This window comes from Streptomyces sp. YIM 98790 (assembly GCF_011421595.1).
In the GTDB taxonomy this organism is placed as follows: domain Bacteria; phylum Actinomycetota; class Actinomycetes; order Streptomycetales; family Streptomycetaceae; genus Streptomyces.
The window spans coordinates 25,999-39,517 of sequence record NZ_WTLH01000013.1; the positions used below are offsets into that span (position 1 = coordinate 25,999).

The 13,519-nt window shown below is 70.4% G+C and carries 12 protein-coding genes; 6 read left to right on the plus strand and 6 right to left on the minus strand.

Features of this window, described 5'->3' with window-relative positions:
* Positions 1–420 precede the first annotated feature (420 nt).
* Positions 421–1,812: an MATE family efflux transporter gene (locus GQS09_RS04310; protein ID WP_165984621.1), complete on the plus strand. Its 1,392-nt coding sequence runs from the start codon at positions 421–423 to the stop codon at positions 1,810–1,812.
* A gap of 128 nt (positions 1,813–1,940) precedes the next feature.
* On the opposite strand, the gene rplI is transcribed toward GQS09_RS04310, so the two are convergent.
* The 4 genes from rplI to rpsF all read right to left on the minus strand — a co-directional run bounded on the left by rplI (position 1,941) and on the right by rpsF (position 3,725).
* Entirely contained in the window at positions 1,941–2,390 is a 450-nt protein-coding gene (rplI, locus tag GQS09_RS04315) for a 50S ribosomal protein L9 (protein WP_165984622.1), read from the minus strand.
* Between the two features lie 17 nt (positions 2,391–2,407).
* Positions 2,408–2,644, minus strand: a complete 237-nt coding sequence (rpsR, locus tag GQS09_RS04320) for a 30S ribosomal protein S18 (RefSeq protein ID WP_003978893.1) — start codon at positions 2,642–2,644, stop codon at positions 2,408–2,410.
* Positions 2,645–2,776: 132 nt separating this feature from the next.
* Positions 2,777–3,352 (minus strand): single-stranded DNA-binding protein, encoded by a 576-nt coding sequence (locus tag GQS09_RS04325; protein ID WP_165984623.1) that lies wholly within the window; start codon positions 3,350–3,352, stop codon positions 2,777–2,779.
* 82 nt (positions 3,353–3,434) lie between these two features.
* The gene (gene rpsF, locus GQS09_RS04330) at positions 3,435–3,725 is read right to left on the minus strand and encodes a 30S ribosomal protein S6 (RefSeq protein WP_165984624.1); all 291 of its coding nucleotides are present in this window, start codon (positions 3,723–3,725) and stop codon (positions 3,435–3,437) included.
* Between the two features lie 197 nt (positions 3,726–3,922).
* Between rpsF and GQS09_RS04335 the strand changes: the two genes are divergently transcribed.
* From GQS09_RS04335 to GQS09_RS04345, 3 genes are all read left to right on the plus strand, one after another.
* Entirely contained in the window at positions 3,923–4,219 is a 297-nt protein-coding gene (locus tag GQS09_RS04335; protein ID WP_165984625.1) for a hypothetical protein, read from the plus strand.
* Positions 4,220–4,419: 200 nt separating this feature from the next.
* Complete coding sequence (locus tag GQS09_RS04340) at positions 4,420–5,553, plus strand: peptidoglycan bridge formation glycyltransferase FemA/FemB family protein (protein WP_165984626.1); 1,134 nt, start codon at positions 4,420–4,422, stop codon at positions 5,551–5,553.
* A gap of 79 nt (positions 5,554–5,632) precedes the next feature.
* Positions 5,633–6,664 (plus strand): alanine racemase, encoded by a 1,032-nt coding sequence (locus tag GQS09_RS04345; protein WP_165984627.1) that lies wholly within the window; start codon positions 5,633–5,635, stop codon positions 6,662–6,664.
* A 158-nt stretch (positions 6,665–6,822) separates the two neighbouring features.
* On the opposite strand, the gene GQS09_RS04350 is transcribed toward GQS09_RS04345, so the two are convergent.
* Positions 6,823–7,905 carry an inositol-3-phosphate synthase gene (locus tag GQS09_RS04350; protein WP_165984628.1) on the minus strand — a complete coding sequence of 361 codons (1,083 nt, stop codon included), beginning with the start codon at positions 7,903–7,905 and terminating at the stop codon, positions 6,823–6,825.
* Positions 7,906–7,971: 66 nt separating this feature from the next.
* The gene (locus GQS09_RS04355; protein ID WP_165984629.1) at positions 7,972–8,700 is read right to left on the minus strand and encodes a PadR family transcriptional regulator; all 729 of its coding nucleotides are present in this window, start codon (positions 8,698–8,700) and stop codon (positions 7,972–7,974) included.
* Between the two features lie 448 nt (positions 8,701–9,148).
* Between GQS09_RS04355 and GQS09_RS04360 the strand changes: the two genes are divergently transcribed.
* Both GQS09_RS04360 and GQS09_RS04365 read left to right on the plus strand, forming a co-directional pair.
* Complete coding sequence (locus GQS09_RS04360) at positions 9,149–11,908, plus strand: transglycosylase domain-containing protein (RefSeq protein WP_165984630.1); 2,760 nt, start codon at positions 9,149–9,151, stop codon at positions 11,906–11,908.
* 95 nt (positions 11,909–12,003) lie between these two features.
* The gene (locus tag GQS09_RS04365; RefSeq protein ID WP_399552395.1) at positions 12,004–13,515 is read left to right on the plus strand and encodes a glycosyltransferase family 87 protein; all 1,512 of its coding nucleotides are present in this window, start codon (positions 12,004–12,006) and stop codon (positions 13,513–13,515) included.
* The last annotated feature ends 4 nt before the right edge of the window (positions 13,516–13,519 follow it).

Consider the following 13,519-nt stretch of genomic DNA (forward strand, 5'->3'; position numbering starts at 1 on the left):
GGCCCGGCCTCCTCCCCGCCACTCGGTGCACTGAGGACCTTTGTAGGTCATGGGTCTGACAGTCCGGGACGGGACCCCGGGCGAGGACTCACCGTATGGCCTGGCGCCGGGGGCGCCAACCCGGTTATCCACAGGCCGCATCACCCCCCTGTGGACAACGCTCCGCCGCCTGTGGATGACGGCGGGATATCTGTGGACACAGCGGGGGACAGTGCTGTGGATTTCTCCGCCGCCTCCTCCGCACACCCGCCCTGAACTGGGATTTCCTTGTCCACCGGGTGTGGGCGGAAAAAAGCCGGGCGGCCCCGCCACGAGCACGTCAAGGACCGCAGACGATCACACCGTCACCCTCGGCAACTCCCCGGAAGTAAGGGTCTTGAGACTATTGCATCTATTACCTGTGGATGTTTGGATCACAGCATGACCAGACCCGTCGCCGGTACCTCCCAGGTCCGCGGTGGCCGCCGCAGCGGCCACCGCGACGGCGCCGGTGCGCACGGCCCGCGCCGCCATGACCGCGAGATCCTCGCCCTGGCCCTGCCGGCCTTCGGCGCGCTGGTCGCCGAGCCGCTCTTCGTCATGGCGGACAGCGCCATGGTCGGTCACCTCGGCACCCCCCAGCTGGCCGGCCTCGGAGTGGCCGCCGCCCTGCTCACCGCGGGGGTCAACATCTTCGTCTTCCTCGCCTACGCCACCACCGCGACAGTGGCCCGCCGGGTCGGCGCGGGCGATCTGCCGGCCGCCATCCGGCAGGGCCTGGACGGCATCTGGCTCGCCCTGCTGATCGGCCTGGCGGTCGGCGCCGCCCTCATTCCCGCCGCGCCCGCCCTGGTCGAGGCGTTCGGCGCCTCCCCCACCGCCGCCCCGCACGGAGTGACCTACCTGCGCATCAGCGCCCTGGGCATCCCGCCCATGCTGATCGTGCTGGCCGCCACCGGCGTGCTGCGCGGACTGCAGAACACCCGGGTCACCCTCTACGTCTCCATCGGCGGCTTCACCGCCAACGCCGCGCTCAACGCACTCCTCATCCACGTCCTGGGCTGGGGCATCGCGGGCTCGGCCTGGGGCACGGTCGCCGCGCAGACCGGCATGGCCGCCGTCTACCTGCTGCTGGTGGTGCGCGGGGCGCGCCGCCACAGGACCTCGCTGCGGCCGGACCCGGCCGGTATCCGGGACTGCGCCCGGGCGGGTGTGCCGCTGCTGGTCCGCACCCTCTCGCTGCGCGCCGTGCTGCTGCTGGCCACCGCCGTTGCCGCCCGGCTCGGCGACACCGCCATGGCCGCGCACCAGGTCACCCTCACCGTGTGGATGCTGCTCGTCTTCGCGCTGGACGCCCTCGCCATCGCCGGGCAGGCCGTCATCGGCCGCCACCTGGGGGCCGGCGACGCCGAGGGCGCCCGCGCGGCCTGCCGCCGGATGGTGCGCTGGGGCGCGGTCTCCGGGCTGGTGCTCGGCGCACTGCTGGCGCTGACCAGCCCGTTCGTCCCGCTCCTGTTCACCGACGACCCCCAGGTGCGCGAGCAGCTGCTGCCGGTCCTGCTGATCGTGGCCGTCACCCAGCCGGTCAGCGGGGTGGTCTTCGTGCTGGACGGGGTGCTGATGGGCGCCGGAGACGGCCCCTACCTGGCCCGGGCGATGCTGCCGACGCTGGCCGTCTTCGCCCCGGCCGCGCTGCTGGTGCCGGAGCTGGGCGGCGGGCTGGCCGCGCTGTGGTGGGTCTTCGCCGGGCTGATGATGTCCGTCCGCTGGCTCACCCTGTGGCTGCGGGCCCGCGGCGGGCGGTGGATCGTCACCGGTGCCGTCCGCGCCTGACGCCCGCCCGCACCGCCCGCACCGCCCGCACCGCACGCACCTCCCGCACCGCACGCGGAAACGACGGACGGCGTCCGGTCCGCCGCCCCGCGAGGGGGTGGCGGGCCGGACGCCGCACCGCTGCGGGCTCACTTGGCCGCGAGGACCTCGATGTTCACCGTGGCCAGCACCTCGGGGTGCAGCCGCACCGAGACCTTGTGCGCGCCCAGGCTCTTGATGGGCCGGCCCAGCTCGATCCGGCGCTTGTCGATGTCCGGACCGCCCGCGCTCTTGACCGCGTCCGCGATCTCGGCCGGGGTGACCGAACCGAACAGCCGGCCGCCGGTGCCGGCCCGCACCCGGAGGCGCACCTTGGTGCCCTCCAGCTGCGCCTTGACGTCGTTGGCCTGCTCGATGGAGGCGATCTCGCGGATCTTGCGACCGCGACGGATCTGCTCGACGTCCTTCTCGCCGCCCCGGGTCCAGCGGATGGCCACCCGCCGCGGAAGCAGGTAGTTGCGCGCGTAGCCGTCCTTGACCTCGACGACATCGCCGGGGGCGCCGAGACCGGAGACCTCACTGGTCAGAATGATCTTCATGATGGTGTCCCCCTTCCTCAGCGAGCGGTGGAGGTGTAGGGCAGCAGCGCCATCTCACGGCTGTTCTTCACGGCCGTGGCGACGTCCCGCTGATGCTGGGTGCAGTTGCCGGTGACCCGGCGGGCACGGATCTTGCCGCGGTCGGAGATGAACTTCCGCAGCAGGTTCGTGTCCTTGTAGTCGACGTAGCTGATCTTCTCTTTGCAGAAGACGCAAACCTTCTTCTTGGGCTTGCGCGCAGGCGGCTTCGCCATGGTGCTTCTCCGTTGAGTTCACAAGAGGGTGGGTGGGATGAGCCCGTCCGCCCGCTCCGGCGGGTTTCCGCCGCCGCCCGGCCCATGCGGGCCGGCCACCGGCCGCATCCGGGACGGCGGGGCACCGAAGGATCAGAACGGGGGCTCGTCCGAGTAACCGCCGCCCGAGCCACCGCCCCAGCCGCCGCCGGCACCGCCGCCCTGGCCGCCCTCCGCCGGAGCGGAAGTGGCCCACGGGTCGCCGGCCGGCGCGCCGCCGCCCTGGCCGCCGCCGGGGCCCGAACCCCAGCCGCCGCCCTGGCCGCCCTGGCCGCCGCCGAAACCGCCGCCCTGTCCACCACGGCCACTGGACTTGCTGACCTTGGTGGTGGCATAGCGCAGACTGGGGCCGACCTCGTCGACCTCCAGCTCGAAGACCGTCCGCTTGACGCCCTCCCGGTCCTCGTACGACCGCTGCCGCAGACGGCCCTGGACAATGACGCGGGTGCCCTTGGTCAGGGACTCGGCGACGTTCTCCGCCGCCTGCCGCCAGACCGAGCAGGTGAGGAACAGCGGCTCGCCGTCCCGCCACTCACTGGTCTGCCGGTCGAACGTACGGGGTGTGGACGCCACGCGGAACTTCGCGACGGCCGCACCGGAGGGGGTGAAGCGCAGCTCGGGGTCGTCGACCAGGTTGCCAACGACCGTGATGACGGTCTCGCCTGCCATGGGGAACCTCTCGGCGGGGATTAACTGCTGGTGCTGCGATGATGACGCGTGGCTCTGACACCGCTCCCGGACAGTGCCGGACTCAGTGCGTGGCGGGGCGGAGGACCTTCGTCCGCATGACCGACTCGTTCAGATTCATCTGACGGTCGAGCTCCTTCACGACCGCAGGCTCGGCCTGCAGGTCGATCACGGTGTAGATGCCCTCGGGCTTCTTGTTGATCTCGTAGGAGAGACGACGGCGGCCCCAGGTGTCGACCTTCTCCACCTTGCCGTTGGCCTCACGGACCACCGACAGGAAGGACTCGATCAGCGGGGAGACAGCACGCTCCTCGAGATCGGGGTCGAGGATGACCATCACCTCGTAGTGACGCATGTGGAACCCACCTCCTTCGGACTCAGGCGGCCACGGACTGTCCGTGGCAGGAGGTTCGATGCGCACCGCCGGGCGCGGCGCCCTGCGAGGGGGCGCCCGGCAGACGGCCCAGCGTACCGGTTGACGACCGCCCGGTTGAAATCCGGGCAGATGAGGCCACACTCGGTAGAAGAAGGCTCACGCCCGGGAGGTATCGCATGGCCCAGGCAGTCCACGGACCCCTGTCGTTCCTCAACACCGACGGCCGCCCGCATCCCCGCGAGAACGCCCTGGCCCTGGTGACCCTGGTGCTGGGCACGGTCGCCTTCATCTTCGGCTTCCTGCCGGACCTGAACATGGTGGCCGCCTGGGTGGGGCTGATCGGCCTGCCGATCGGCGCCTACGCCCAGATGATCTCCGCAACCACGGCCGAGCGGTTCCTGGTGGTGATCGGGCTGGGCGGGGCCGGAGTGGGATTCTATCTGGGCATGGCCAACGGCGGCCTGTTCGGCTGACCGGCCGTCCCACGGCCGCACCCGTCTCCGCTCACCCCGCCCACCCTGCTTCCCCCCGATCACCCCGCCCACCCTGCTTCCCCCCGATCACCCCGCCCACCCCGCTTCACCGCGGCAGGTGCCTTCGCCGCCGGACCGGGCGCCGCGCCACAGTAGGCTTCCGGCAGATCCCGCGAGTGCACGCCGGAGGAGCGCCCCGAATGAGTCTGAGCCTGAGCACCATCAGCCGCGAGCAGCATCTGGAGTACATCCGCTCGCTGCCGTCGGCCAGCCACATGCAGGTGCCTGCCTGGGGTGACGTCAAGGCCGAGTGGCGCTCGGAGTCACTGGGCTGGCACGACCCGTCCGGCCGGCTGGTCGGCGCGGGACTGGTGCTGTACCGGCAGCTCCCCCGGGTCAAGCGCTACCTCGCCTATCTGCCCGAGGGCCCGGTGATCGACTGGTTCGCCACCGATCTCGAGTCCTGGCTGCGGCCGATGCTGGACCACCTGAAGAAGCAGGGCGCGTTCTCCGTGAAGATGGGCCCGCCGGTGGTGATCCGCCGCTGGAGCGCCAAGGCGATCAAGGCGGGCATCCAGGACCCCCAGGTGCGCCGGCTGCGGGACATCGAGGCGACCACGCTGGAGCCGCGCGCCTTCGAGGTGGCGGACCGGCTGCGCCGGATGGGCTGGCAGCAGGGCGAGGACGGCGGGGCGGGCTTCGGTGACGTGCAGCCGCGCTACGTCTTCCAGATCCCGCTGAAGGGGCGCTCGCTGGAGGAGATCCAGAAGGACTTCAACCAGCTGTGGCGGCGCAACATCAAGAAGGCCGAGAAGTCGGGCGTCGAGGTGGTGCAGGGCAGCTACGACGACCTGCCCGTCTGGCAGGAGCTCTACGAGGTGACCGCCGAGCGCGACCGGTTCCGGCCCCGCCCGCTGATGTACTTCCAGCGGATGTGGAAGGCGCTGAACGCCGAGACCGCGGGGGTGGGGGAGCCGGACCGGATGCGGCTCTACCTGGCCCGGCACGAGGGCGAGGTCATCGCCGCCACCACCATGCTGATCGTGGGCGGCCACGTGTGGTACTCCTACGGTGCCTCCGCGAATCACAAGCGCGAGGTACGCCCGTCCAACGCCGTGCAGTGGCGGATGATCCAGGACGCCCACGCCATGGGCGCCCATGTCTACGATCTGCGCGGCATCGGCGACGCCCTTGTCGAAACGGACCACCTGTTCGGGCTCATCCAGTTCAAGGTGGGCACCGGCGGGGAGGCTGCCGAGTACCTCGGCGAATGGGACTTCCCGCTCAATAAGCTGTTGCACAAGGCGCTGGACATCTACATGTCCCGCCGCTGAACCGCACCCCCACACCGCATCGTCCGACCACGCCCCACACCGTGAGGCGAAGCAAGAACAGAAGAGGTGTTCTGCGGCCATGGCGCTGACTCTCTACGTCAACACCGAGCGCTGGCGTGCCCACCAGCGTTCGATGTGCGCGAACTTCCCCGACCTGGTGCCGGTCTGCAAGGGCAACGGCTATGGCTTCGGCCATGAACGGCTGGCCGAGGAAGTGGCGATGCTGGGGTGCGATCTGCTCGCCGTGGGCACGACCTACGAGGCGATGCGGATGAAGGACATGTTCAGCGGCGACCTGCTGGTCCTCACCCCGTACCGGCGCGAGGAGGAGCCGGTGCCGCTGCCCAGCCGGGTGGTGCGCTCCGCCTCCACCGTGGACGGGGTCTACGGGCTGCCCGGCTCCCGGGTGGTGGTGGAGGTGATGTCCTCCATGAAGCGGCACGGCGTGCGCCCGGGGGAACTGGGCAAGCTGCGCGCCGCCCTGGAGGACGTGCGGCTGGAGGGCTTCGCCATCCATCTGCCGCTGGACCGCACCGACGGCACCGACTCGGTGGAGGAGGTCATCGGCTGGATGGACCAGTTGCGGGCCGCCCGGCTGCCGCTGGACACCATGTTCGTCTCCCACCTCACCGCCAATGAGCTGGCCCGGCTGCGGCAGCAGTTCCCGCAGACCCGGTTCCGGGCGCGGATCGGCACCCGGCTGTGGCTGGGGGACCACGACTCCATGGAGTACCGGGGCTCGGTGCTGGACGTGAACGAGGTGGTCAAGGGCGAGCGGTTCGGCTACCGGCAGACCAAGTCGCCCGGCGACGGCTGGCTGGCGGTGGTCTCCGGCGGCACCTCGCACGGGGTGGGGCTGGAGGCGCCCAAGGCGCTGCACGGGCTGACGCCGCGCGCCAAGGGCGTGGCCCGGGCCGGGCTGGCCACGGTCAACCGCAACCTCTCGCCGTTCGTCTGGGACGGCAAGCAGCGCTGGTTCGCCGAGCCGCCGCACATGCAGGTGTCCATCGTCTTCATCCCGGCCGAAGCGCGGGCGCCCAAGCCGGGGGACGAGATGAAGGCGATCCTGCGCCACACCACCACCCAGTTCGACCGCCTCGTCGACCGCTGATCCCGGCCTGCGGCGCGCCGCGCCCTGGACGGTCCCGGGCGCGCGGGCACGGGCAGTGACGGGGCGGCCCCGCCGGATGATTCCGGCGGGGCCGCCCCGTCACTGCATTCCGCTGCCCGGCGCCGCAGGCTCAGCGCCCCGGGCTCAGCGCCCCGGGCTCAGCGCTCGACTTCACCGCGGATGAACTTCTCCACCTGCTCGCGGGCCTCGTCGTCGAAGTACTGCACGGGCGGCGACTTCATGAAGTAGGAGGACGCGGACAGGATCGGGCCGCCGATGCCCCGGTCCTTGGCGATCTTGGCGGCGCGCAGCGCGTCGATGATCACACCCGCGGAGTTGGGGGAGTCCCAGACCTCCAGCTTGTACTCCAGGTTCAGCGGCACGTCGCCGAAGGCGCGGCCCTCCAGCCGGACGTACGCCCACTTGCGGTCGTCCAGCCAGGCCACGTAGTCGGAGGGGCCGATGTGGACGTTCTTCTCACCCAGGTCGCGGTCGGGGATCTGGGAGGTGACGGCCTGGGTCTTGGAGATCTTCTTGGACTCCAGCCGGTCACGCTCCAGCATGTTCATGAAGTCCATGTTGCCGCCGACGTTCAGCTGCATGGTGCGGTCCAGGATGACGCCCCGGTCCTCGAACAGCTTGGCCATCACACGGTGCGTGATGGTGGCACCGACCTGGGACTTGATGTCGTCGCCGACGATCGGCACACCGGCCGCCTCGAACTTGTCCGCCCACTCCTTGGTGCCGGCGATGAAGACCGGGAGGGCGTTGACAAAGGCCACCCCGGCGTCCAGGGCGCACTGGGCGTAGTACTTGGCGGCCTGCTCGGAGCCCACCGGCATGTAGCAGACCAGCACGTCGGCCCGGGTGTCGCGGAGCACCTGGGTGACGTCCACCGGCCGCTCGTCCGACTCGGTGATGGTCTCCCGGTAGTACTTGCCCAGACCGTCGTGGGTCTCGCCGCGCTGGACGGTGATCCCGGTCGGAGGCACGTCACAGATCTTGATCGTGTTGTTCTCGCTGGCGCCGATGGCGTCGGCGAGGTCGGTACCGACCTTCTTGGCGTCCACATCGAAGGCGGCGACGAATTCGATGTCGGAGACGTGGTAGTCCCCGAACTGGACGTGCATCAGACCCGGGACCCTGCTGTCCGGGGCGGCGTCCTTGTAGTACTCGACGCCCTGTACCAGCGAGGCGGCACAGTTGCCGACCCCGGCGATGGCTACGCGAACCGAACCCATTCCGGCTGCTCCCTAGGTGTTCTCAGTGATTTCGGCGAGTCCCGCCCGCTGTCGCGCGGCGGGCTCTCACGTCGTGGTGTCTTCGGACGGATCCGGCGGGACGATCCCCCGGTCCTTCGGCGGTCCGCCCGTGTCGGCGGCCGTGCCGCCCTCGCCCGGCGCGGCTGTCCTGCCGCGCGGCGGCCGGCCGTGGCGCTGCTCCCGCGCGCCGTCCGGCGTGGGCCGGGACTCCCCCTGCTGCTCACGCCCTTCCCGCTCGCTCTCGATCAGCTCGTTGAGCCAGCGGACCTCGCGCTCCACGGACTCCATTCCGTGGCGCTGCAGTTCGAGGGTGTACTCGTCCAGCTTCTCCCGGGTCCTGGACAGCGAGGCGCGCATCTTGGCCAGCCGCTCCTCCAGCCGGCTGCGGCGGCCCTCCAGCACGCGCATCCGCACATCCCGTGAGGTCTGGCCGAAGAAGGCGAACCGCACGCCGAAGTGCTCGTCCTCCCAGCTGTCGGGTCCCGTCTGGGCGAGAAGCTCCTCGAAGCGCTCCTTGCCCTCGGCGGTGAGGCGGTAGACGATCCTGGCCCGCCGCGACACCGCGCGGGAGTCCTCGGGGCCCGCCCCGGACTCCTCGGCCAACCATCCCCGCTGCACCAGCGTCTTCAGGCACGGATAGAGGGAGCCGTAGGAGAAGGCACGGAACACACCGAGCGAGACGTTGAGCCGTTTGCGCAGCTCGTAGCCGTGCATCGGGGCTTCGCGGAGGAGCCCCAGGATGGCGAACTCCAGCACTCCGGAGCGTCGGCTCATCTCTGCGGTCACCTCCTTCTCTCCTAGGTGTCGGTCTCTGCCGACTCCGCCGGCGGCCGCCGGCGTCCCCGGCCCGTCGGCGTCTACCGGCGTCTACCGGTGCGATGTATCGATTCGATACATCCACACGATAGAGCGGCGTGTTGATCTCGGCAAGGCCACGCCCGGTGAAGACGGAGTGAAGGGGGTCACATCTTCACTTCACGCGGAGCAAAATGTCTGCCTTGCCCTGGCTGGCCGGAAACCGGGCTTGCCACGCTGCGTACGCTGGCCCCGTGCAGTCGACCACCGGGAACCCAGGACGCTCCCACGGCGTCTTCGTCTCGGGTGACGTGCGTCCGGGCTTCCGGAGCGATATCCGGGCGGACCACGGATCGGGGGAGCGAAGACTGCCAGGAAGAGCCTGCTGGCTACAGGCGTCTACCTCTGTTCTAGGAGTAGCTGTCCCATGAGCGAGCACCGTCGCAAGCCCCCGCAGCGTGGCCGGCGTGCCGCGACCGGCCGCCGGGCGGCCGCCCCGCCGCCCCGCGAGCCGGCCGGAGGCGGGTACGGCACGCCGCCGGAGCGCCCCTACGGTTCCCGGGCCGAGGCGCGGCGTGCGGTCCAGGAGCGCGGCGGAGGACGGCGCCGGGCGGCCAGCGCCAGCGAGCCGCCACCGGTCCGCAACGGGGGCCGGCGGGCCCGGCGGGCGGCTGCCGGGCCGCCGCCGAAGAAACGGATCATCGACTACCCGCGCTGGGGCAAGCGCGGCATCCGCCGCTGGGTGCCGTCCTGGAAGCAGTGGCTGGGCATGGCGTTCCTGTTCCTGGGGACGCTCATCGGGCTGGTCGGCATCGCCTATGCCATGGTCGACGTGCCCAACCAGAACATCTGGGCGCAGTCGCAGAAGAACGTCTACTACTGGGCCGACGGCAGCGAGATGGTGGTGGCCGGTGGCGGCGACTACAACCGGCAGAACATCCCGCTGGACCAGATGCCGGAGCATCTGACGGACGCGGCCATCGCCGCCGAGAACCACACCTTCTGGTCGGACAGCGGCATCAACCCGGTCGGCATCGCCCGCGCCGTGGTGAACATGGCGCGCGGCGAGGAGACCCAGTCCGGTTCCACCATCACCCAGCAGTACGTCAAGAACAACTTCCTGGTCCAGGACCAGACCGTCACCCGCAAGGCCAAGGAGCTGCTGATCTCCATCAAGGTGGGTGCCACGGAGCCCAAGGAGAAGATCCTTGAGGGCTACATGAACACCTCCTACTTCGGCCGCGGCGCCTACGGCGTGCAGGCCGCCGCGCGGGCGTACTACAACAAGGACGCCGAGGAACTGAACGCCAGCGAGTCGGCCTTCCTGATCTCCCTGCTCAAGGGACCCGACTACTTCGACCCGCACGGCGGCACCCGCGGCCCGGAGGCCGCCGAGGGGAACCATCAGCGCGCCGAGGAGCGCTGGGAGTGGATTCTGGACCGCCGGGTGGAGGTCGGCACGCTGGACGCCTCCGAGCGCAGCGAGTACACCGAGTTCCCCATGCCGGTCGAGCCCAAGCCCGCCACCAACAAGGCCGGCCAGATCGGCTACCTCACCGGCCTGGTGGACCAGTACCTGATCAACGAGGAGATCCTCACCTCGCAGCAGCTCGACGACGGCGGCTACCGCATCTACACCACCTTCGACAAGAAGAAGGTGAAGCAGATGGAGGAGGCGGTCGACACGGTCCGGGAGCAGCTGGACCCGGAGGAGAGGGAAGAGGACAAGTACGTCCAGTTCGCCGGCGCCTCGGTGGTGCCGCGCGACGGCGCGATCGTGGCCGTCTACGGTGGCGTCTCCGCCACCGAGCACTTCGTGAACAACGCCAACCGGGAGGACATCCTGGTCGGCTCCACCTTCAAGCCCTATGTGCTCGCGGCGGCCATGCGGGACGGCATCCGCGACCCGGAGAAGGGGCCCGAGCAGGGCCCCGAGGACCGCAAGCGGCTCTCCCCGGAGGCGGTCTACAACAGCGAGCACGAAATGGTCATCCGGCGCTACGACGGCACGGTGTGGAAGGACGAGAAGGACGAGGAGTGGCGCCAGCCCAACTACGAGGGCGGCGAGCAGGGTGACATCACCCTCCGCCGGGCCATGGAGGTCTCCGCCAACTCGCCGTTCGTGCAGCTCGCCATGGACATCGGCATCGAGACCGTGGCGCAGGCCGCCATGGACGCCGGCCTGCGCCGGGACAGTCTCGGCCAGGAGATCAACGACAACGTCCCGACCTTCGCCCTCGGTGTCGCCTCGCCCAGCGCCATCCGGATGGCCACCGGCTACGCCACCTTCGCCGCCAGCGGCGAGCAGGCCGAGCCGTACTCGGTGACCATGGTCAAGGACGCGGACGGCACGCTGTGGGAGCACAAGCTGTCCCTGAAGCGGGCGTTCTCCTCGGACGTCGCCGACAACGTCACCGACGTGCTGGCCTCCGTGGTGAAGAACGGCTCCGGCCACAAGGCGCAGGAGCTGGGCAAGCCGGCTGCGGCCAAGACCGGAACCACGGACGGCAACAAGAGCGCCTGGTTCACCGGCTACACCCCGCACCTGTCCACCGCGATCGGCATGTTCCGCCAGGACGACCGCGAGGGCAACGCCGAGATGCTGGAGATGTACAACACCCTCGGCCAGGAGAAGATCACCGGCGGCAGCTACCCGGCCGACATCTGGCTGGCCTACATGAAGAAGGCCACCAAGAACGACCCCAAGGACAAGTTCCCCAAGGCTCCCGAGATCGGCGACATCCACTACGGCGGCGGCGCGGAGAGCCCCGAGCCCACGCCGACCGAGACCGAGGCCGAGGAGACCGAGGAGCCGGAGGTCGAGGAGACGGAGAAGCCGGACCGCCCGGGCAGGCCCACCGACACCAGCCCCACGCCGACCCTCACCTGCGACCCGGCCATCGACCCCACGTGCGGCGGTGAGAACCCCAACGGCGGCAACAACAACGGCGGCTGGTGGGGCGACGACGGCGGCACCACGGGCGAGACCACCACCGGCGAAACCACCACCGGAGGCGAGACCACCACCGGCGAAACCACCGGAGGCGAGACCACCTCGGGCGAGACCACCGGAGGCGAGACCGACAGCGGCGGCGGCCTGCTCATCGGCGGCAACAGCAACGGGAACGGCGGCAACGGCAGCGGAGGCGGAGGCAACACCACCGGCGACGAATCCACCGATCCGTAGCGACACCGCGCCGCGCGCACTCCGCGGCCCAGCCAACCGTCAACCGCCCCGGCAGCCTGACTGCCGGGGCGGTTGACGTACGGCAGGATGTGACCATGCCGCACCCGCCGCAGCCGATGCCAGGAGGCCCCGCCGGGCCCGCGCAGCCCGCCGCGCCCGCACGGACCGCCGCACGCGACGAGGTGACCGTCCACGGCAGCGAGCGGTTCGGCGGACCGACCGGCCGGCGGGCCGCCCCGGCCACCGGCTTCTGGCACCCGGTGCGGGTGGTGGCACTCGCCATGATCGGCATGTTCGCCCTGGGCATGGTGCAGAAGCTGCCCTGCTACACCCGCGGCTGGTTCGAGGGGCCGGCCACCCAGTACACCCACGCCTGCTACTCCGACATCCCGCACCTGTACCGGGCCCGCGGCTTCGCCGACGGGCTCATCCCGTACTTCGACAAGATCCCGGACGAGCTGGCACGGGGCATGGAGTACCTCGAATACCCGGTGCTGACCGGCCTTTTCATGGAGACCGCCGCCTGGCTCACCCCGGCCGGCGACGGCGGGCGGCAGGCTCAGCAGATCTACTGGCTGGTCAACGCCGGGATGCTGATGGCCTGCGCGGTGATCATCGCGGTCTGTGTGGCGCGCATCCAGCGCAACCGCCCGTGGGACGGGCTGATGGTCGCCCTCGCCCCGGCCTTCGCCCTGACCGCCACCATCAACTGGGACCTGCTGGCCGGGGCGCTGTGCTGCGCCGGGCTGCTGATGTGGGCGCGCGCCCGGCCGGCCGCCGCCGGCATCCTCATCGGGCTGGCCACCGCCGCCAAGCTCTATCCCGTGCTTGTTCTCGGACCGCTGTTCCTGCTCTGCCTGCGCACCTTCCGCTGGCGCGCCTTCTTCACCACCACAGCCACCGCGGTCCTCTCCTGGCTGGTGGTGAACCTCCCCATCATGCTGCTGGCCACCGATGGCTGGGCCCGCTTCTACGTCTTCAGCCGGGAACGCTCGGTCGACTTCGGCTCCTTCTGGCTGCTGCTGGTGCAGCGCACCGACGTCACCCTGTCCCCGTCCACCGTCAACCGCCTGGCGGTCGCCCTCACCCTGCTCGGCTTCGCCGGCATCGCCCTGCTCGCCGTCCTCGCCCCGGTGCGCCCACGGCTGGCCCAGCTGGTCTTCCTCACCGTCGCCGTCTTCATCCTCACCAACAAGGTCTACTCCCCCCAGTACGTGCTCTGGCTGATCCCGCTGGCCGTACTGGCCCGCCCGCGCTGGCGGGACATCCTGATCTGGCAGGCCTGTGAAGTGCTCTACTTCCTGGGCATCTGGATGTATCTGGCGCACACCAGCGGCGCACACGGCGTGACGCCCAACGGCTACCACGGCGCCATCGCGCTCCACCTGCTCGGCACCCTCTACCTCTGCCTGGTGGTGGTCCGCGACATCCTGCGGCCCGGACACGACCCGGTCCGCTGGGACGGCTCCGACGACCCCGGCGGCGGCGTCCTGGACCGGGCAGCCGACCGCTTCACCCTCCCTCCGCGCCGTCCCCGCACTCCCTCCACGTTTCACGTGAAACCTCCTCCCCCGGATCCCACTCCCCACGCCGCGCGGGAGGCATAGCCGC

Bases quoted from the DNA above. Each gene is read 5' to 3' on its own strand.
- GQS09_RS04310 (WP_165984621.1), top strand. From the start codon at position 421: ATGACCAGACCCGTCGCCGGTACCTCCCAGGTCCGCGGTGGCCGCCGC.
- rplI (WP_165984622.1), bottom strand. From the start codon at position 2,390: ATGAAGATCATTCTGACCAGTGAGGTCTCCGGTCTCGGCGCCCCCGGC.
- rpsR (WP_003978893.1), bottom strand. From the start codon at position 2,644: ATGGCGAAGCCGCCTGCGCGCAAGCCCAAGAAGAAGGTTTGCGTCTTC.
- GQS09_RS04325 (WP_165984623.1), bottom strand. From the start codon at position 3,352: ATGGCAGGCGAGACCGTCATCACGGTCGTTGGCAACCTGGTCGACGAC.
- rpsF (WP_165984624.1), bottom strand. From the start codon at position 3,725: ATGCGTCACTACGAGGTGATGGTCATCCTCGACCCCGATCTCGAGGAG.
- GQS09_RS04335 (WP_165984625.1), top strand. From the start codon at position 3,923: ATGGCCCAGGCAGTCCACGGACCCCTGTCGTTCCTCAACACCGACGGC.
- GQS09_RS04340 (WP_165984626.1), top strand. From the start codon at position 4,420: ATGAGTCTGAGCCTGAGCACCATCAGCCGCGAGCAGCATCTGGAGTAC.
- GQS09_RS04345 (WP_165984627.1), top strand. From the start codon at position 5,633: ATGGCGCTGACTCTCTACGTCAACACCGAGCGCTGGCGTGCCCACCAG.
- GQS09_RS04350 (WP_165984628.1), bottom strand. From the start codon at position 7,905: ATGGGTTCGGTTCGCGTAGCCATCGCCGGGGTCGGCAACTGTGCCGCC.
- GQS09_RS04355 (WP_165984629.1), bottom strand. From the start codon at position 8,700: ATGAGCCGACGCTCCGGAGTGCTGGAGTTCGCCATCCTGGGGCTCCTC.
- GQS09_RS04360 (WP_165984630.1), top strand. From the start codon at position 9,149: ATGAGCGAGCACCGTCGCAAGCCCCCGCAGCGTGGCCGGCGTGCCGCG.
- GQS09_RS04365 (WP_399552395.1), top strand. From the start codon at position 12,004: ATGCCGCACCCGCCGCAGCCGATGCCAGGAGGCCCCGCCGGGCCCGCG.